This is a genomic window from Pseudomonas putida (genome assembly GCF_002025705.1).
GTDB lineage: Bacteria > Pseudomonadota > Gammaproteobacteria > Pseudomonadales > Pseudomonadaceae > Aquipseudomonas > Aquipseudomonas putida_J.
This window is the reverse complement of sequence record NZ_CP018846.1, coordinates 2,912,611-2,930,131: the sequence shown is the minus strand read 5'-3', so window position 1 is coordinate 2,930,131 and position 17,521 is coordinate 2,912,611. Positions and strand designations below refer to the sequence as shown.

The window sequence follows — 17,521 nt, the reverse complement described above, 5'->3', positions numbered from 1 at the left end:
TTGGTTGGCAAAGGGCGGCGATTGTAGCTTGTGCGGGGCAGGAGGTGTAGCGCGCATGCGCCGCCAGCCCATTCGCCGGGCTGGCGGCGAACGAGCTGCTGATCACACCCGGTTCAGACCCGGAACTGGCGCAGCAGTTGTTCCAGCTCCTCGCTCAGTTGCCCCAGGGCCAAGCCGGCGTCGCTGGACTGGCGCGCAGCATCGGCGGTCTGCTGCGAAAGCCCCGCGGTGTCCAGCACATTGCGGTTGATTTCCTCGACCACGTGCGACTGCTGCAAGGTGGCGCTGGCGATCGAGGCGTTGAGGGCGGTGAGGTTGTGCAGCGCCTGGCTGATGGCATCCAGGCTGGAACCGGCCTCGCGGGCTTGTTGCACAGTCTGGCGCGAGGCCTCGCTGCTGGTGTCGATGGCTTTTACGGCCGCATCGGACTGGCCTTGCAGGTGCTCGATCATGGTGTTGATTTCGGCAGTCGACTGCGCGGTGCGTTGCGCCAGCAGGCGTACCTCGTCGGCGACTACGGCAAAGCCACGGCCCTGTTCGCCGGCGCGAGCGGCCTCGATGGCGGCGTTGAGGGCGAGCAGGTTGGTCTGCTCGGCGATGGCGCGGATCACCTCCAGCACCCCGCCAATCTTCGTGCTGTGCCCGGCCAGATCACGGATTACCTGCACGGCCTGCTCGATGGTTGCCGAGAGGCGGTCGATCTGCTGCAGGCTACCGTGGATGGCCTGCTGGCCATGCTCCACTTGCTGTTGCGCGGCGCGCATCTCACCGGCGGCCTGTTCGGCCGTCTTGGCCACATCCTGCACGGCATAGGTGACTTCGTTGACTGCCGTCGCCACCTGGTCCATCTGCATCGACTGCCGGGCGCTGTGCTGCTGTGCGGCGCCAGCATTGTCGCCGACGTGCCCGGCCGACTGTGCCAGGGCATGGGCTGCGCCCTGGAGTTGGCCGACCACCCCCTGCAGCTTGCCGTTGAACTGGTTGAAGTGCTGGCCCAGGTGGGTGATCTCGTCGCGGCCGTGGGTGTCCAGGCGACGGGTCAGGTCGCTTTCGCCGCTGGCGATGTTGCCCATGGCCTGCACGGCTTCCTGCAGGGGGCGGGCAATGCTGCGGGCGATGAGCATGACCATCAGGGCCATCAGTACGGCGATGGCCAGGCCGACCAGTGAGGCATCACGCAACTGGCGGGCGAACTCGGCCTGCACATCGTCGACGTAGACGCCAGAGCCGATGATCCAGCCCCAGGGCTTGAACAGCTGGATATAGGAGGTCTTGGCCACCGGCTCGCTGGCGCCCGGCTTGGGCCAGCGGTAGTCGACCGGGCCGGCGCCCTGGCTGCGGGCGAGGGCGACCATCTCGTTGAACACGGCAAAGCCGTCCGGGTCGCGGATCGCGGAGAGGTCCTGGCCGTCGAGCTTGGGGTTGGCCGGATGCATGATCATCTTCGGCCCCAGGTCGTTGATCCAGAAATAGTCGTTCTGGTCGTAGCGCAGCGCCTGCACCACTTGCAGCGCCTGCTGCTGGGCCGCCTCGCGGCTGAGCGTGCCTGCAGCCTCCAGGCCCTGGTAGTAGGCCAGCACGCCTGCGGCGGTCTGCACCACGTGGCGGGTCTTTTCCGCCTTGGCGTGGTACAGGTCGCCATGGATCTGGCGCAGCATCAACAGGCCGAGCACCACCAGCATGCCCACCGCAACCACCAGAATCAGCCACAGACGCCTGCTGATCGACATCGACCGCAATGCCTTCATCGAATCCACTCCTGCATTGTTCTTTTTATTCACGTGCATCCAAGCACGCTTTGCAGGCGGCAGGCACCCGACTAATGGCTAAGTGCTAGTTATTGGCTACTCTGCCACAGGCCGCACGAGCCTTTGCCATGCCGCTTTGATAGGATCTCGGCCGTGCTGGATGAAACCTTTAGCCAAGGTGAACTTTTCCACTGGCGCCGGTCCCAGAAGTCGCTGTAAAAAGGCCGCGCCGCGTGCGGCAATCACAAGCAAACCAAGAATAAGGGGCCTGCAAGCAGCAGTGCTTCATCGGGGGAATAATGGATTTTTGGACTGCCTTCCAGGCAATCATCTTAGGTGTGGTCGAGGGGCTCACAGAGTTCCTGCCGATTTCCAGTACTGGCCACCAGATCATCGTTGCCGACCTGATCGGCTTTGGTGGCGAACGGGCGATGGCGTTCAATATCATCATTCAGCTGGCAGCGATCCTGGCAGTCGTGTGGGAGTTTCGCGGCAAGATCCTCGAAGTGGTTTTCGGCCTGGCCAGCCAGCCGAAGGCACGGCGCTTCACCGGTAACCTGTTGCTGGCGTTCATGCCGGCGGTGGTGCTGGGCGTGCTGTTCGCCGACCTGATTCACCAATACCTGTTCAACCCGATCACCGTGGCCACGGCGCTGGTGATCGGTGGTGTGATCATGCTCTGGGCTGAACGTCGCCAGCACACCGTGGCGGTCGACCATGTCGACGACATGCGCTGGACCCATGCCCTGAAGATCGGTTTCGTGCAGTGCCTGGCGATGATCCCAGGTACCTCGCGCTCTGGCTCCACCATCATCGGCGGCCTGCTGTTCGGCCTGTCGCGCAAGGCAGCCACCGAGTTCTCGTTCTTCCTGGCGATGCCGACCATGGTCGGTGCGGCGGTGTATTCGGGCTACAAGTACCGCCACCTGTTCGAGCCAAGCGACCTGCCGGTGTTTGCCATCGGATTCGTGACTTCGTTCATCTTCGCCATGATCGCCGTGCGCGCGCTGCTGAAGTTCATCGCCAACCACAGCTACGCGGCTTTTGCCTGGTACCGCATCGCCTTCGGGCTGCTGATTCTGGCGACCTGGCAGTTTGGCTGGGTCGACTGGTCGACGGCGCACAGCTGACATGGCGCGCGCACAGGGCACAGCGCCACGCGGCGCAGAACGCACAGAGGGCGTGCGCAATGCGCGCCTGAAGTTGGTGCTGCTGGGTGTGCTGTGCCTGTTGCCGGGGCTAGGTACGGCGCAGATGGGCTGGAGCGGGCAGAACTGGGTGCCGCTGGCGTTGTACCCCTTGGTCAGCCTGATCAGCCTGCTGTTGTACTGGCAGGACAAGCGTCAGGCCCAGGGCAATGCCTGGCGCACGCCAGAAAAGGTACTGCATGCCAGCGAGTTGCTGGGGGGCTGGCCCGGCGCGCTGGTTGCTCAGCAGCTGTTGCGGCACAAGACACGCAAATTGTCTTACCAGTTGGTGTTCTGGGGCATCGTGCTGCTGCACCAGGTGTTCTGGCTCGACTACCTGTTCCTGGGCAGCCGGTTCCTGCCGTTCAACTGATCAGCTCAGCAGGCCTGCCTGCAGCCGTTTCGGCAGCCGCCGCACTACCAGCTGGTGCGAGCGCTGCAGCAGGTCGCACAGTTCATCCCGGCCCATGGGGTAGGGCGGCTCCATGCTGATCCATTTGGCACGGGCCAGATAAGGCGCCGGCCGCACGCCAGGCCGGTCGCAATAGCCGAGAAACAGTTCGTCGGCTACCTTGAACGACAACCCAGCCCCAGCCAGGTCGAGCACTGCGAACATCTTGTTGCCAGCCACGGAAAATACCCGGATGCCGCCCCATTTGTAGTCTTCCCGCGCACCTGGCAGGCTCAGGCAGAACGCTGCCACCTGCTCTTCGGTCATTTTCTGCCTGGACATGACGTTCTCCTCTACAGGGGCCGGTCACCACAAAGATCGAATGCATGTTCAAGGTGATCCAGCCAGGCCCGGACAGCCGGCAAAACACCACGCCGGTGCGGGTAGACCGCCTGGAGCCAGGCAGGTGCGCAGCGCCAGTCGGGCAGCATGCGCACCAGCGCCCCACTGGCAAGCTCGCTTTCACAATGCATCAACGGCAATACCGTGAAGCCCAGGCCGGCCATTGCCGCCTCTTTGCGCATGACAAAGTCTTCCACACCCAGGCGGGCCGGCATGGCGATTTCGAAGCGCTCGCCGGCCTCGTTGAACACGCGCATTCTGGCGAGCCGATCGGCGTCCAGTGCACCAAGGAAAGGCAGCGCCGTCAGCTCCTTGGGGTGAGCGACGACGTGAGTTGCCTTGAATTCGGGTGATGCCACAACTTCCGTTCGGGCCTCGCGCAATCGCTTGGTAACCAGGTTGGGTTCTTCGTCCTCTGCTTCGCGCACGCGCAATGCGACATCGATCCCTTCATTGATGAGGTCGACGCGGCGATTGACCAGCAGCAGTTCGAGCTGGACGTGCGGGTAACGCGTGAGGAAGTCCCGCACCAGGGGATTGAGAAACTGATTGGCCAGCCCGATAGGGCTGCTCACCCGCAGAGGGCCACGTGGTTCGCTGGTCACGCTGGCGATCACTTCATCGGCTTGTTCTGCCTCAAGCAGCATCGCCTGGCAGTGGCGCAGATAGCGTTCGCCCAGTGCCGTGAGTTGCAACTTGCGCGTGGTTCGCTGAAGCAGGCGGGCGCCAAGCCGCTCCTCCAGCTCTGCAATACGCCGGGACAACCTTGATTTCGGAATGCCGAGCAGCCGTCCGGCTGCAGCGAAACCACCGGCTTCCACGACCTTTGCGAAATAGAAAAGGTCACTCAAATTGCGGGGATCACCAATGGGCACTTTCGAACGACCTTAGGGGAATAGGGGGCCATTATGCCTGAGTCCGATGTGTGCTGGTGTGCAAGAGTAAACGACCCGCGGGAAGTGATCCGGCGGGTCTGAGTGGGTGTCAGGGAATCAGTACGGTCTTGTCGCTGCTCCCCCCCTCAACAGCCTTGTATTCGGCGATGCCATCAACCAGCGCGGCTTCCCGAACACCTTCTGGTGCCGGCAATGAGCCCTCGTCGAAATAATGGCCGAAGTCCTTGAGCATGGCCGCGCACTGGGTGGTGTCATACAAGAGTGAGTTCACGCCCACCAGTACGCCACCCTTGCGGTAAAGCGCCAGTGCCGGGAAATTGACGATGCCGTCGACGGGGGCGGCAATGATCGCGATACGCCCGAAATTGGCCAGCGCGGATACCGATGCCGGCAGCCAGAAGCCGGTGGTATCGAACACCACTTGCGCACCGCCCGGGAACACTTCTGCCACCTGAGCGCCCAACGATTCGGCGGAATCGAGGACGATCGCCGGGTAGCCCTTGGCTTCAAGGGCCGCGGCCTGCTCTGGCCTGCGCACGGCGGCCAGTACCCGCGCTCCACGGATTTTCGCCAGGGCCAGCGCCGCACTGCCTACGGCGCCATTGGCACCAATGACCAGGAAGGTCGTACCCGCCTTGATGCCGGTGCGCTCGACCGCGTCGTAGGCGGTGGTGAACGGTACGCCGATGGCCGCCGCCTGGGCGAACGACAGGCTGTTCGGCTTCAATGCCACGCCGCTTGCCGGCAGGGTGAGGAACTCGGCGTGGGAGCCATCGCGCAGGAAGCCAGGGCCTCTGCCCGTACCCCATATGGCCTGGCCGATCATGTCAGCCGGGCCCTGCTCGACAATGCCGGCGAAGTCCCGGCCAGGAACGCGAGGCAGCGTGGTGTAGGGGAAGCGCCCAAGGACATTCTTCACATCGCTGGGGTTAAGGCCTGCAGCCTTGACCCGGACCAGAACCTCATCGGCAGCGGGAACCGGGGTAGGTAGATCGACCAGCGCCAGGTGGTCGATGCTGCCGGTAGCCGTGAACTGCAGAGCCTTCATGATGCGTTACCTCAAGTGGATGATGCGTCCCAGCTTAAGGTGGTCCGTTTTGCCGTGCCTGCCAGATAGTTACGCGTATCGGACAGTCTGGCTTCAACTCTGCAGGTGGTGGATGGCATAGACAGAAGGCGCGACCCCTACCGAGCGCCGGAACATCTCGCTGAAGCTGCCCAGGTTGAAGCCCAGTTCGTCAGCGACCGCACTCACTGCGGCGCCATCGAGCAACCGCGCAGACGCGTAGGCGAGTTGCACCTGGCGCCGCCACTCGGTGAAGCCCAGGCCAAGCTCCACGTTGAACAGCCGGGCCAGTGTCCGCGTGCTGGCGCCGATGGCCTGGGCATGCTGTTCAAACGACACGTCCAGTGAAGGCGAGCGCAAGACGTTCTCGCACAGGCTGCGCAACCGTCGATCGCCATTGGCTGGCATGGGCACCTGCAGCGATGCGCTGCGGGCGCGCCGCAGTTCGATCACCAGCAAGCCCTCCAGCGCATCCCGGTAGATGTCGTCGGTTTCAGGCCCCAGGCTGACCCGGCGCCTGATCAGTTCGCGCAGCAATGGGCTGACTTCCACGACCGAGAGCTCGCTGCCGATGCGGATGGCCAGTTCTTCGCGCAGGTAGATGTTGCGCATCTCCAGGTCGGACACCACACGAATGCCATGATGGAGCTGCGGGGGGATCCAGACGGCCCGATGGGGCGGTACCAGCAAGGCTGCTCTTGGCGTGTCGACCCACATGACGCCGCTTTCGGCATACAGCAACTGCCCCCAATCATGCAGGTGGGGCTCGATTACCAAGCCTCGTGGGTAGGTACGGGCCAGCGGTTGGATCGGGTGTTGCGCACTGGCGAGGTCAGGTGGAGTGGCGACGGCCATGACGGGTATTTCCGGGGAGATAGATCGTTGTGGGCATGACTATACACGGATCAACTTTTATCGGTTGTCCCACCAGTGGGACGAACTAACGCATTTTTACCGACTTATCAGCCATTCGACACCCCGGTAGGATGACCCCCATCGTGATCGCCCACCGCCGCGGTCTTCACTCACTGGAGAGTCCCATGAAACTGTTGCATATCGATTCGAGCATCCTGGGCGACAATTCCGCCTCTCGCCAACTGAGCCGCGAAGTGGTCGATGCCTGGAAAGCCGCAGACCCGAGCATCGAAGTGGTTTACCGTGACCTGGCCGCCGACGCCATCGCCCACTTCTCGTCCGCCACCCTGGTGGCAGCTGGTACCCCGGAAGAAGCCCGTGACGCTGCCCAGGCATTCGAAGCCAAGCTGAGCGCCGAAACCCTGGAAGAATTCCTCGCCGCCGACGCCGTGGTGATTGGTGCGCCGATGTACAACTTCAGCGTGCCGACCCAGCTCAAGGCCTGGATTGACCGCGTTGCCGTAGCCGGCAAGACCTTCCGCTACACCGAAGCCGGCCCGGAAGGCCTGTGCGGCGACAAGAAAGTGGTACTGGTTTCCACCGCCGGTGGCCTGCACGCAGGCCAGCCGACCGGCGTTGGCCATGAGGACTTCCTCAAGGTGTTCCTCGGCTTCATCGGCATCACCGACCTGGAAGTGGTCCGCGCCCACGGCCTGGCCTACGGCCCGGAACAGCGTACTCAGGCCATCGATGCCGCCCAGGCGCAGATTGCCAACGAGCTGTTCGCCGCGGCCTGATCGCCTGGCGACCAAGAAACCGGCTGGTGCCCCGTGCGCCAGCCGGTTTTTTTCATCCAGTTTTCATCTGCCGGCGGCCGCACCGGTTCTATGCTGACGCTATCCTGGTGCCCGCTGCGCGATAGCTGACCGATGAACACTCCCCGCTGTTTGCTGGCATTGCTGCTCGGCGGCCTGTTGGCCCATGCCGAGGCTGCGACCTGGGTGGCCGGGCTGCACCACATGACCCTCGACGACCCGGTCGATGCCAGGCCGATGCAGGCCCTGGCGTTCTACCCGTCACACGGCACACCGCGCAATATCCGCATCGACGGCTACCCCATCAACGTCGCCGAAGAGGCCCCGGTAGCGCTCGGGCAGTTTCCGCTGTTGGTGCTGTCCCACGGCAACACCGGCAGCCCGCTGGCGTTGCATTACCTGGCCACCTCCCTGGCCCGCCAGGGCTTCGTGGTGGTGGCGGTCGTGCACCCGGGCGACAACGCCCGTGACCACAGCCGGCTGGGCACGCTGAGCAATCTTTATGGTCGGCCCTTGCAGGTCAGCGAGGCCATCAGCGCCGCCCGAGAGGACACGCTGCTTGGCCCTTATCTGAATGACGGCAAGGTCGGTGTGATCGGTTATTCGGCCGGCGGCGAAACCGCACTGATCCTGTCTGGCGCCCAGCCTGACCTGGATCGCTTGCGCCGTTATTGCCTGGAGCGCCCGGGCGACGCCGATGCCTGCAAGACCCACGGCGTGCTGATTGCCGACCGCAGCGAACTGGCGCCCAAGGCTGACGCACGGGTAGGTGCGGTGATGCTGATGGCCCCCCTGAGCCTGATGTTCGGCCGCCATGCCCTGGCCGGCGTGAAGGTGCCCGCGCTGATCTACAGCGGCGACAGCGACCAACTGGTGGCGGTGGACCGCAACGCCGAGGAGTTGGCGCGCAAGCTGCCGATCACTCCGGACTACCGTTTGCTGGCCGGGGCCGGGCACTTCGTGTTCATGGCTCGCTGTGACGAAGAACAACATGCGCGCATGCCGGCCCTGTGCAAGGACGCCGATGGCGTCGACCGGCGCCACATCCACCATTCACTGCAGCGCGACACGGCGGCCTTCTTCACCCAGGCCCTGGGCGCACCGGAGCCGGCCGAGCGCTCAGCCGCGACGTCCGCGCCGCGCCAGTAGCAGCGTCAGGCCGACCCCGGCCAAGGCCAGCAGGGCAGCGACGCAGAAGATCGAAGCATAGCCCAGGTGCACCGCCACCGCGCCCATCACCGGGCCGGCGATGGCCAGCGCCATGTCGAAGAACACGGCATAAGCCCCCAGCCCCGCACCGCGGCTGCTGCTCGGCACCTGTTTGATCGCCTCGACACCCAATGCCGGGTACACCAGCGACAGGCCGAAGCCTGTAAGGCCGGCACCGACCAGCGCCCAGGGCGGCGAGGGTGCCAGCCACAGCAGGCTCAGGCCGAGCACTTCGGTGGCCATGCAGGCCATGGCCACGTTGTAGCCACCGAAGCGGTTGACCGCGTTGACGAACAACAGCCGCGAAATGATGAAGCACAGGCCGAAGGCACTCAGGCACCACGCGGCACCGACCCAGCCGCGTTCCAGGTAATAGAGTGTGACGAAGGTGGTCAGGGTCCCGTAGCCGATCGACGCCAGGGTCAGCCCCAGGCCGCAGGGGGCGACGCGGCCGAACGCCGACCAGAACGGCAGCCGCTCGCCGCGCGTCACCACCACATCCGGGCGCTTGCGCAACACCAGCAAGGCCAGCACGGCCAGCACCAGCAGGGCAGGGCCGAGCACGCTGAAATCCAGGCCAGCGACCGCCAGTACACCGACTGGCGCACCGATGGCGATTGCGCCGTACGATGCAATGCCATTCCATGAGATTACCCGTGCCGTGTGTTCAGGGCCGACCTGGCTGATGCCCCAGCTCAAGGTCGCGACGCCAATCAGCCCCTGGGCCAGGCCCAGCAGCACGCGGCCGCCGAGCAGCAGCGCCAGGCTCAGCAGCGGCACCTGCAGCGACCAGGCCGAAAGCAGCGTAAGCACCCCACAACCGGCGATGCCAAACAGGCCATAGCGAATCGCCTGCTTGCCCCCCAAGGTATCTGCCACACGCCCGGCAAAGGGGCGGCTGAGCAGGGTGGCGAGGTATTGCAGGCCAATGGTCACCCCGGCAATCACCGCCCCGAAGCCCAGCTGGTCGTGCACATAGCTGGGCAGCACCGCGATCGGCAGGCCGATGCAGAGGAAGGCAATGAAGGTGTAGAAGACGATCGACAGGATCTGCAGGGTGATGCTGAAGGTACTGCTGGCGGGGGCGGGCTGTTGCGCGGTCATGGGCTCTTTCGCGGGCGGGCGGTTGGGCGTGCCGTAATCATGGCCGCTGCGCGAAGGAAATGAAAGCAGGCTAACGAATTATTCGTCGCAGAGTGGTTGCCCATGGAATGGGCGGTGGATTCTTCGCGGGCAAGCCACCACGAGGTTCTCCACCGCTATCAGTGGTGATCCTGTGGGAGCGGGCTTGCCCGCGAAGGGGCCGGCCCAGCCACCACAAGGCGACCAGGCCAGGTCAACTACCTCAGACCACGACACCCAGGCTACGCAGGTAATCGTCATAGGTCCCGCTGAAGTCCACCACACCATCAGCGCTCAGCTCGATGATGCGGGTTGCCAGCGACGACACGAACTCGCGGTCATGGCTGACGAACAGCAGGGTGCCCGGGTAGTTTTCCAGCGCCAGGTTCAGCGCTTCGATCGATTCCATGTCCAGGTGGTTGGTCGGTTCGTCCATCACCAGCACGTTCGGCTTTTGCAGAATCAGCTTGCCGAACAGCATGCGGCCTTGCTCACCACCGGAAATCACCTTCACCGACTTGAGGATCTCGTCGTTGGAGAACAGCATGCGCCCCAAGGTGCCGCGGATGACCTGCTCGCCGCTGGTCCACTGGCCCATCCAGTCGAACAGGGTCATGTCGTCTTCGAAGTCGTGGGCGTGGTCCTGGGCGTAGTAGCCCACTTCGGCGCTGTCGGTCCACTTCACCGAACCTGCATCCGGGGTCATCTCGCCGACCAGCGTGCGCAGCAGGGTGGTCTTGCCGATACCGTTGGGGCCGATGATCGCAACACGCTCGCCTGCTTCGACGGTGATGTCGAAGTTCTTGAACAGCACCTTTTCATCGAAGGCTTTGGCCATCTTCTCGACGACCACCGCCTGGCGGTGCAGCTTCTTGGTCTGTTCGAAACGAATGAACGGGCTGACACGGCTCGAAGGCTTGACCTCGGCCAGCTGGATCTTGTCGATCTGCTTGGCGCGCGAAGTGGCCTGCTTGGCCTTGGAGGCGTTGGCCGAGAAGCGGCTGACGAAGGTCTGCAGTTCGGCGATCTGGGCTTTCTTCTTGGCGTTGTCCGACAGCAGCTGCTCGCGCGACTGGGTGGCCGCGGTCATGTACTCGTCGTAGTTGCCCGGGAACAGGCGCAGCTCACCGTAGTCCAGGTCAGCCATGTGCGTGCACACGCTGTTGAGGAAGTGCCGGTCGTGGGAAATGATGATCATGGTGCTGTTACGCGCCGTGAGGATGGTTTCCAGCCAGCGGATGGTGTTGATGTCCAGGTGGTTGGTCGGTTCGTCGAGCAGCAGCACGTCCGGGTCCGAGAACAACGCCTGGGCCAGCAGCACCCGCAGTTTCCAGCCCGGCGCCACTTCGCTCATCGGGCCAAAGTGCTGCTCCAGCGGAATACCCAGGCCCAGCAGCAGTTCACCGGCGCGCGACTCGGCGGTATAACCGTCCATTTCGGCGAACTCGGTTTCCAGCTCGGCGACGGCCATGCCGTCTTCCTCGGTCATTTCCGGCAGCGAGTAGATACGGTCGCGCTCGGCCTTGACCTTCCACAGCTGGCCGTGGCCCATGATCACGGTGTCGATCACGGTGAATTCTTCGTAGGCGAACTGGTCCTGGCGCAGTTTACCCAGGCGCGTGTTCGGCTCGAGCATGACCTGGCCGCCGGACGGCTCCAGGTCGCCGCCGAGGATCTTCATGAAGGTCGACTTGCCGCAACCATTGGCACCGATCAGGCCGTAGCGGTTGCCGTTGTTGAATTTGACCGAAACGTTTTCGAACAGCGGCTTGGAGCCGAACTGCATGGTGATGTTGGCGGTGGAGATCAAAGGGCTTACCTATCAGTAACTTACGACGCTGGATTTTCAGCTGATACCGATTCGATACCAATCTTGAGTTTTTCCAGCTCGCTCCAGTCGGAGCTTGAGTTGAGCCAACGGGCATACGTCGACAGCAGCATCTGCACGCTGTGACCCAGCTGTTGGGCGATAAATGCGGGGTTGAGGCCGGACATTAAGCATATTGTCGCATAGGTATGACGGCAGTTGTATGGGGGGCGACGCCTGATCCCCAAATCGTTCAGCACCGGCACCCACTGTTTGTGCAGATCAGACGTCTGTTTCACGTACTCGGCGTTCTTCGACGGCGGGAACAGGTAGGGCGTTTCAGTCACTATTCCCTTACCACGTCGACGGCGGTCCGCGTATTCCCTCGCGAACTGGATCGCTCGCAAGGCCCGATTGTTCATGCAGGACAAACCGGTCTCTGCCGGTTTTTGTCCTTTCCTCTACCTTGCCCAGGGCAACGGTCCTCTTGATGTGCACTGTCCTCTTTTCCATATCGATCACATCCCAGCGAACCGCCAAGGCCTCTGACAGGCGGAGGCCAGTGAAGAACATGAACTCGAACAGCGCGGCGTAGATGAGGCGCGGCCATTGCTTATGCTGGTACAGCTTGTCGATGATGGTGTTGGCTTCTGCCAGGGTGAAGGGGGCGATCTCCTTCCTCGATCGCTTCGGCAGTTCAATCATCTCGGCAGGTTTTTTGATCAGAAGGCCTTCCCGGGTAGCTTCACCAAGGATCGTCGTCAGTCTTGTGATCGCATTGCGTTTGACGTTTGCCGATGTCCACTCGGTGTCAGCGATTATGCGCAGCAGCAGGGTGGTGGTGATCAGGTCAACACGGACCATAGCCAGGCGCGGTACCCAATACAGGTTCGAGGCACTTTTGTAGTTGTTGTGCGTGCCTTGGGTTATCTCGCGACTGTCCAGCCAGAGCTGGGCGTACTCGCCAAAGGTAGGCTTTCCCCCAACTACGGTCTGCGAGCTGGGGAATAGCTCGGCGTACTTGTCCTGGTCAAGGAGGCCGAGCTTGTTGAGGCTAGTTACCTGATCGCGAAGACTGGATGCAGCTTTGATGCCTTTCGGTGTCGGGGGATAGGGGCGATTCAATCGTTTCGAGTATGTTCGACAAACTTTGAGGAGTACGATCATGACTATGAGGCAGGCGAGTCCTATTCGATCGAGAGCATTACCTACTATCCCGGCCGCGTTTTAGGATCAAAGGTTCTAGACCATTGGTTGCTGCCTTGGGGGATTGGTACGATTTATAAAGAAGCCCGCTCGGCCGTTGAGAGCGAGCTGTTTATAATCGGTGGTATTGCCATCAGAGCGTTGCTCGAAACTATCTGCTCAGATATTAATGCGAAGGGCCGAAAGCTTGATCAGAAAATTGATGATCTTCATGCTAAGTCCTTAGTTACAAAGGAAGGTGTGGAGACGCTACATAAGATTAGAGTCCTCGGGAACCGAGCGGCGCATAACGCTCAAGCGCACTCCAAGGATCAGCTCCTACTGGCGCTAGAAGTAATCGAATATATTCTTATTGGAACTTACATAATCCCCGAAAGGACAAAGTCAATTTTCAAGGGTCTAGATGCTGTAAAGCAACTTCCTGCGCTTGATCAGTAAAGCTGTCACAGATCCAAGCCGCTGGTCGGCAGGTTGATGTGCTGCTGGCGCCGCCGCCACCGGCGAAGAGATCGACGACCAGCTCCGTTTCGAAGGGCAGGGCGAGGGATGTCATACAGGTCATGTTGTGGTCCTTGCGTGCAGACGCCGCCCTCGTCGGGGAGCCGTTCATCGTTTGAAAGGGGTGCTGGTATAAGTCTTTAAATTCGGGTAATAGTGGCGTTTGGTTCTGTCTATCCAGTGAAGGTAAGCTTCTTGAAAGAAGAAACTACGATCAGCGAATGTTTTCCAAGCCTTGTAAGCGTTTTGGGGGGTGTATGGAGCTGGCTTGAAAACATAAGTGAAACTCTCTGGTCTGGCTTGGGGTGGCCGCATGCAGTTCTGATTATGTTTTTCATAGTGATCTGCTCTTTTAAAGCAGAGCTAAAGTCTGTGATTCCACGTATCAAAAAAGTAGGTGCAGATGGGTTTGAAGTTGACTCAATCCCTCCAACCCAATCTGTAGAGGCGCCTCGTGAGCCGCAGAAATCTCCACCTATCGCCGACTTCCCAAGTGCATCGCAAGTCGTTGCTGATTTCTTGGATAGAGAAATGGAAGGTATTGCTGAGACCGAGAGGGCGGAGTACTTGCGTAGAGACTCTATTGGCTGGAGGGTCGTGTGTTACTTTGAAAACACTTATTCGCAGATATTCGGCGGCCAAATACAACTCCTCAAGCTGTTGAATGAGCGTGGTGACACTGGTTTGTCTATGGAAGATGTCAGCCGAGAGTGGGATGGTTATAAGGAGAGGTTTAAGCCGAATTTAGATGGATGGGCTCTAGAGCCCTTCCTTGGCTTTCTTTCAGCTAGGCATCTAGTAAATAACGATGGTGTAAAACTAACCATCACTCCCATTGGGAGGGAGTTCATTGTTTGGATGGCCAAATTCGGACGCTCTGAACAACGAATGTGGTAAGCGGTCACGCATCCTTGTCACGAGGTGGCGAGTATTGATGCAAGCTGTTTGTCTGAGAGCCGGTCGGCACCGTGGATCAGGCGGGATATAAGGTCCTGCTCTTCCTCAATCTCAGCCCGGAGCATCACGAGTTTAAGCGCGTTGTCCGTGTTGTGATAGAGGGCCGTGACAATGCGGCGTGACAGCAACTTGCCTTCGCGCTCCTGCGTAGAGAGCTTGTCGCGCTCGCGCTGTTCCTTCTTGCGCTGGGCCGGCGTCTTCGCCATGGCTGATACCTCCCAAGCCGCTGGGCGGCAGATTGATGTGTTGCTGGCGCCGGCCGTGCCGTACGCGGGCGGTGATGCGTTTCATGCTGCTTTCTGCTGATTCCAGGCGCCGACTGCAGCAAAGATCTTTGCCGCTTCTGCCTCGTCGAGCGTTGTGTCGGTAGGGATGGCGATCCAGCCGGACGGCACCAGGTGACTAGGATTGGCCGTGGCGCGCAGATCGCTGTAGGTCGCCTCGATCACGTCGGTCAGGTGCTCGCTCCAGGACTGGCCTGCGGTGCAGTTGTCCGTCAGGAGGCGGTGCTGCTTGGTCATGTCGTTGTCCTTGCGTGCAGGCGCCGCCCTCGCCGGGGAGGCGGGAATCGTTGAGGGGATTTGCGGTGTGGGGAGCGCTAACTCAGCGGCGCCAGACTTCAGTTGCAGCTTCAATCCAGCTGCAGACGCTTCCGTAGGTAATGGGCATAGCCTTTTTTCACCGTTATGATTATGGATGGTTGAATCTGAAAAGGGATCATTATGGACTCCAGCGTTTCCCTTCGTTCATCTGAGTTAGTCAACAAGGCCGGCGAGGATGCGTTTGCTATTTATTCCGTTGAAAATATTGGTGCTGATTGCATATATCGTAGGTTGCGGGAATTTAGTTTGAATGAATATGCTTTGTATTTGTCTGATGAGGCAAAGTTGAATTGTTATCATGAGTGTGATTTATTGTTGAGTGGTATTAAGGTAAATATCAATTCGTTTAACGCGATTGCGGTGGGTGCGGTGGCGGATTATAGGTTTAGAAAAACAAGCTCCGATGAGGTTCGTACCAGGCTAGATATTGCTATAGCAGGTGCGCTTTTTAACTTCTTGAACTCGGTTCGAGCATTTATTGATCAAACTGAATCGTCTCTTCGCAGAGAGTATGGTGGTGAGAGCTCGCCAGAATTTAAGGCGTGGAAGGTCGAGACAGGTAAGGCGTTTGATGTGGGGCTTCCATACGGCTTTATAGATAAGCTGAGGAATTATTGCCAGCATGTAGGTATCCCGGCATTTGTACATAGTGCAGTTTATAATCCGGAAGCGGATCAGGCCATTTATAAGGTCGAGTTCGACCGGGATGATCTGCTCTCGAATTATGATGGTTGGGGAAAGGTAGCGGACAAGCTGAAGGTTGAACCTCAATTTTTTTCGGTTTTCCAAGTGATGTCAGACTGGGCTGGTTCATTCAGCGAGGTGTCTAAATATATACATAAATTCTGGCACGCTTACGCGCTTGACGCTGCTTGCCGTATCAGGGCTTATCGGCGAGAGTTCCAAGTTACCGGCGATTTGATCGTGGCGAGTAAAGTAGAAACTCCAAAACTTGGCGAGCTTCAACGTATTCCGCGATTTGTCCCGGAGGCTAAGGCAAGGAAGGTAGTCATCGCCTACGCCACACCCATACCGGAAGATTAAGATTGTATGCAACCGCAATCGCAAATGCTTGGAGCCGAAAAAGCAATGGATGGAGTAGCTTTCTACTCCGAGAAGCCGGACGCCTGCGGCGCGCGCCAGTGCTCAATCCGCTGAGGTCGGCGAACAGATCGATTGCTGTTGTCATGAGTCCCTCGCCGGGGAGGCGTTATCTTTGAATTGGGGAAGGCGCCGCAGCTGGCGCGCATTGTTCTGGTGATCTATCAATTCATGGTCGACTCGACCTGGTGGAGGTCGCCTTGACACTGAAAAGCGATACCGAGGCCCTTGCCTCGATCGAGGAAGAAGCCCAGGCAATGCTGAAAAAGATCGGTCTGCCGGATGACGACCTGAAGAAGGAAGTAGTCATCTGCCTGCGCCAGATCATTGCGATACCCCGCTACCGGAAAGGCCTGGGCGCCGACTCTGTCGTTGAATAGGGGAAGGCGCTGGCGGGCAGCGCTATATGCGTGGCTCAGCGAGGCGATGGTATGCTTCGCCAAATCATGAGCAGGGAGGCCTGATAGTGGCCAAAAAATATTCGAAAGGATGGTTCTGTGTTGGCTTTGCAATGTTTTTTTTGGGACTGGTCGCGACGGTTCCGTTCTATGGCCCATTGGCATGGATGTGTCTAGTCGTCTCGTTTATTGGTATCGCCATCATGAGCCAGAACTATGAGAACTACCTGAACTGCGACAAGGGCTGCTACTCACAGCAAGAGCATGAGAAGTACTGCCTTAAGCCTGAGGACAAAGACCAGGTTTGAGGCGCTGGCGGGCAGCGACGGAGGGGCAGGCAGCATGGCGTGGGTTGGATAAATTCAACTTCCAACCTGCACCGCACCGTTGAGCACTTCGAAGGTCTCGTACACAACCAAGCCGCCCTCAGTTGCCGCGCCTTTGTTGTCGATTACGTAGGCCCCGGCCTTGAAGTAAAACGGCAGTTTTTCCACGTCGAGCTCACTGCTGAAGCGCTGCGCAGCTCGTCGAGAAAAACACTCAGTTCCCCGAGCTCGTCGACCTGCACGCTGTAGTTGAAGGACTGGCCCAGCGGGACCGCTTTTTCAATCAGCGTTCGAGCGCTCCCGAGCGGCACATTGCGCGACTCGATTCGCACCGATCCGCTCCACCAGGTCACCATGAGGAATGGGTTAGGCGAGTTGACCGCATGAATCTGTCCGATGATGACCTTGCCGCTCGAAGGTACGGCTTCAACTCGTACCCGGCCTGCCATGGAGTGCTTATCGCTCCCTGGCACCCAGTTGAACGATGCAGAGGAGCCAGGCAGCGTCTGTCGGCCCTCGGTGCGCGGGTACTTGGAGCTTCAAGTGGTGTGGTCTTGGACTGAACACCGGTAGTTGGTGTGCCCGTTCTGGTCTATCCAGAGGCGATCTGCTGGCGCCTCGGCGGGATACAGATAGACCTTTCCGTTGGCGGTGATGTTGCCGAAAGTCTTCATCATTCTCTCCAGTGCAGGCGCCGCCCTTGCCGAGTAGCGTTCATCGTTTGAGAGGGTGATATGCTTCGCCGCTTACCAAACAAGGAGGGTGGTAATGGGGCTGCGGGAGAGGCATAAGGCTTTGCAGGAGTGGCTCACTCCAAGGCGCCGCCGGCGAACTGGGGTTTCGCTTATCGTCGCCTGGATCGCTGTGACAGTAGTGTGGCCAAGCAGCAACTGGGTTTGGATAGGTGGTCCAGGTATGTACATGCTTTTCAGCGC

At 60.2% G+C, this 17,521-nt stretch carries 19 protein-coding genes and 3 pseudogenes; 9 read left to right on the top strand and 13 right to left on the bottom strand.

The window, feature by feature from the left end; translation table 11 throughout:
- Positions 1 to 113: 113 nt before the first annotated feature.
- Together BUQ73_RS28970 and BUQ73_RS28965 are read right to left on the bottom strand one after the other, a co-directional pair.
- Positions 114 to 695, bottom strand: a pseudogene (locus BUQ73_RS28970) (methyl-accepting chemotaxis protein); the annotation flags it as partial.
- Positions 696 to 1,034: 339 nt separating this feature from the next.
- Positions 1,035 to 1,658 (bottom strand): annotated as a pseudogene (locus BUQ73_RS28965) (cache domain-containing protein); the annotation flags it as partial.
- A gap of 389 nt (positions 1,659 to 2,047) precedes the next feature.
- Between BUQ73_RS28965 and BUQ73_RS13140 the strand changes: the two are divergent.
- Positions 2,048 to 2,878: an undecaprenyl-diphosphate phosphatase gene (locus BUQ73_RS13140; protein ID WP_079228320.1), complete on the top strand. Its 831-nt coding sequence runs from the start codon at positions 2,048 to 2,050 to the stop codon at positions 2,876 to 2,878.
- Between the two features lies 1 nt (position 2,879).
- Positions 2,880 to 3,308 (top strand): DUF1294 domain-containing protein, encoded by a 429-nt coding sequence (locus BUQ73_RS13135; RefSeq protein ID WP_079228319.1) that lies wholly within the window; start codon positions 2,880 to 2,882, stop codon positions 3,306 to 3,308.
- Here the strand turns inward: BUQ73_RS13135 and BUQ73_RS13130 are convergent, their stop codons facing one another.
- From BUQ73_RS13130 to BUQ73_RS13115, 4 genes are all read right to left on the bottom strand, one after another.
- Positions 3,309 to 3,668, bottom strand: a complete 360-nt coding sequence (locus tag BUQ73_RS13130) for an MmcQ/YjbR family DNA-binding protein (RefSeq protein ID WP_027919175.1) — start codon at positions 3,666 to 3,668, stop codon at positions 3,309 to 3,311.
- 11 nt (positions 3,669 to 3,679) lie between these two features.
- Positions 3,680 to 4,603, bottom strand: coding sequence for a LysR substrate-binding domain-containing protein (locus tag BUQ73_RS13125; RefSeq protein ID WP_079228318.1), 924 nt, complete (start codon positions 4,601 to 4,603; stop codon positions 3,680 to 3,682).
- Positions 4,604 to 4,712: 109 nt separating this feature from the next.
- Positions 4,713 to 5,672, bottom strand: coding sequence for a quinone oxidoreductase family protein (locus BUQ73_RS13120; protein WP_079228317.1), 960 nt, complete (start codon positions 5,670 to 5,672; stop codon positions 4,713 to 4,715).
- Positions 5,673 to 5,765: 93 nt separating this feature from the next.
- Positions 5,766 to 6,545: an AraC family transcriptional regulator gene (locus tag BUQ73_RS13115; protein ID WP_079228316.1), complete on the bottom strand. Its 780-nt coding sequence runs from the start codon at positions 6,543 to 6,545 to the stop codon at positions 5,766 to 5,768.
- Between the two features lie 185 nt (positions 6,546 to 6,730).
- Here BUQ73_RS13115 and BUQ73_RS13110 point away from each other — a divergent pair, with 185 nt between their 5' ends.
- Positions 6,731 to 7,342, top strand: a complete 612-nt coding sequence (locus tag BUQ73_RS13110) for an FMN-dependent NADH-azoreductase (protein WP_079228315.1) — start codon at positions 6,731 to 6,733, stop codon at positions 7,340 to 7,342.
- A 132-nt stretch (positions 7,343 to 7,474) separates the two neighbouring features.
- Complete coding sequence (locus BUQ73_RS13105) at positions 7,475 to 8,509, top strand: alpha/beta hydrolase family protein (RefSeq protein WP_079228314.1); 1,035 nt, start codon at positions 7,475 to 7,477, stop codon at positions 8,507 to 8,509.
- Here BUQ73_RS13105 and BUQ73_RS13100 read toward each other — a convergent pair.
- The 3 genes and pseudogenes from BUQ73_RS13100 to BUQ73_RS13090 form a co-directional block, all read right to left on the bottom strand.
- Entirely contained in the window at positions 8,480 to 9,673 is a 1,194-nt protein-coding gene (locus BUQ73_RS13100; protein WP_079228313.1) for an MFS transporter, read from the bottom strand. The genes BUQ73_RS13105 and BUQ73_RS13100 overlap by 30 nt on opposite strands.
- 241 nt (positions 9,674 to 9,914) lie before the next feature.
- Positions 9,915 to 11,501, bottom strand: a complete 1,587-nt coding sequence (locus tag BUQ73_RS13095; RefSeq protein WP_079228312.1) for an ABC-F family ATPase — start codon at positions 11,499 to 11,501, stop codon at positions 9,915 to 9,917.
- Positions 11,502 to 11,521: 20 nt separating this feature from the next.
- A pseudogene (locus BUQ73_RS13090) lies at positions 11,522 to 12,665 on the bottom strand (tyrosine-type recombinase/integrase).
- An 87-nt stretch (positions 12,666 to 12,752) separates the two neighbouring features.
- Here BUQ73_RS13090 and BUQ73_RS28660 point away from each other — a divergent pair.
- Complete coding sequence (locus BUQ73_RS28660; RefSeq protein WP_322114592.1) at positions 12,753 to 13,142, top strand: DUF4145 domain-containing protein; 390 nt, start codon at positions 12,753 to 12,755, stop codon at positions 13,140 to 13,142.
- Positions 13,143 to 13,397: 255 nt separating this feature from the next.
- Positions 13,398 to 14,099, top strand: a complete 702-nt coding sequence (locus tag BUQ73_RS28025; protein ID WP_152031552.1) for a hypothetical protein — start codon at positions 13,398 to 13,400, stop codon at positions 14,097 to 14,099.
- A 17-nt stretch (positions 14,100 to 14,116) separates the two neighbouring features.
- Here BUQ73_RS28025 and BUQ73_RS13075 read toward each other — a convergent pair whose 3' ends face one another.
- Positions 14,117 to 14,365: a hypothetical protein gene (locus BUQ73_RS13075; RefSeq protein ID WP_079228309.1), complete on the bottom strand. Its 249-nt coding sequence runs from the start codon at positions 14,363 to 14,365 to the stop codon at positions 14,117 to 14,119.
- Positions 14,366 to 14,446: 81 nt separating this feature from the next.
- The gene (locus tag BUQ73_RS13070) at positions 14,447 to 14,680 is read right to left on the bottom strand and encodes a hypothetical protein (RefSeq protein ID WP_416171843.1); all 234 of its coding nucleotides are present in this window, start codon (positions 14,678 to 14,680) and stop codon (positions 14,447 to 14,449) included.
- Positions 14,681 to 14,881: 201 nt separating this feature from the next.
- Here BUQ73_RS13070 and BUQ73_RS13065 point away from each other — a divergent pair, with 201 nt between their 5' ends.
- The 3 genes from BUQ73_RS13065 (at position 14,882) to BUQ73_RS13055 (ending at position 16,568) form a co-directional block, all read left to right on the top strand.
- Positions 14,882 to 15,805, top strand: coding sequence for a hypothetical protein (locus BUQ73_RS13065; RefSeq protein WP_079228308.1), 924 nt, complete (start codon positions 14,882 to 14,884; stop codon positions 15,803 to 15,805).
- 257 nt (positions 15,806 to 16,062) lie between these two features.
- Entirely contained in the window at positions 16,063 to 16,242 is a 180-nt protein-coding gene (locus tag BUQ73_RS13060) for a hypothetical protein (protein WP_079228307.1), read from the top strand.
- An 86-nt stretch (positions 16,243 to 16,328) separates the two neighbouring features.
- The gene (locus BUQ73_RS13055; protein WP_152031551.1) at positions 16,329 to 16,568 is read left to right on the top strand and encodes a hypothetical protein; all 240 of its coding nucleotides are present in this window, start codon (positions 16,329 to 16,331) and stop codon (positions 16,566 to 16,568) included.
- 54 nt (positions 16,569 to 16,622) lie between these two features.
- On the opposite strand, the gene BUQ73_RS28655 is transcribed toward BUQ73_RS13055, so the two are convergent.
- Together BUQ73_RS28655 and BUQ73_RS28960 are read right to left on the bottom strand one after the other, a co-directional pair.
- On the bottom strand, positions 16,623 to 16,754 hold the full coding sequence (locus BUQ73_RS28655) for a polysaccharide lyase family 7 protein (protein ID WP_161492844.1): 132 nt from the start codon (positions 16,752 to 16,754) through the stop codon (positions 16,623 to 16,625).
- A complete protein-coding gene (locus BUQ73_RS28960; RefSeq protein ID WP_079228305.1) occupies positions 16,712 to 17,089 on the bottom strand; it encodes a polysaccharide lyase family 7 protein in 378 nt (125 codons plus the stop codon). Before BUQ73_RS28960 ends, BUQ73_RS28655 begins: the two co-directional genes overlap by 43 nt.
- Positions 17,090 to 17,521: the final 432 nt, after the last annotated feature.

Coding starts and splice junctions, on each gene's coding strand:
- BUQ73_RS13140 (WP_079228320.1), top strand. CDS start 2,048: ATGGATTTTTGGACTGCCTTCCAGGCAATCATCTTAGGTGTGGTCGAG.
- BUQ73_RS13135 (WP_079228319.1), top strand. CDS start 2,880: ATGGCGCGCGCACAGGGCACAGCGCCACGCGGCGCAGAACGCACAGAG.
- BUQ73_RS13130 (WP_027919175.1), bottom strand. CDS start 3,668: ATGTCCAGGCAGAAAATGACCGAAGAGCAGGTGGCAGCGTTCTGCCTG.
- BUQ73_RS13120 (WP_079228317.1), bottom strand. CDS start 5,672: ATGAAGGCTCTGCAGTTCACGGCTACCGGCAGCATCGACCACCTGGCG.
- BUQ73_RS13115 (WP_079228316.1), bottom strand. CDS start 6,545: ATGGCCGTCGCCACTCCACCTGACCTCGCCAGTGCGCAACACCCGATC.
- BUQ73_RS13110 (WP_079228315.1), top strand. CDS start 6,731: ATGAAACTGTTGCATATCGATTCGAGCATCCTGGGCGACAATTCCGCC.
- BUQ73_RS13105 (WP_079228314.1), top strand. CDS start 7,475: ATGAACACTCCCCGCTGTTTGCTGGCATTGCTGCTCGGCGGCCTGTTG.
- BUQ73_RS13100 (WP_079228313.1), bottom strand. CDS start 9,673: ATGACCGCGCAACAGCCCGCCCCCGCCAGCAGTACCTTCAGCATCACC.
- BUQ73_RS13075 (WP_079228309.1), bottom strand. CDS start 14,365: ATGGCGAAGACGCCGGCCCAGCGCAAGAAGGAACAGCGCGAGCGCGAC.
- BUQ73_RS13070 (WP_416171843.1), bottom strand. CDS start 14,680: ATGACCAAGCAGCACCGCCTCCTGACGGACAACTGCACCGCAGGCCAG.
- BUQ73_RS13065 (WP_079228308.1), top strand. CDS start 14,882: ATGGACTCCAGCGTTTCCCTTCGTTCATCTGAGTTAGTCAACAAGGCC.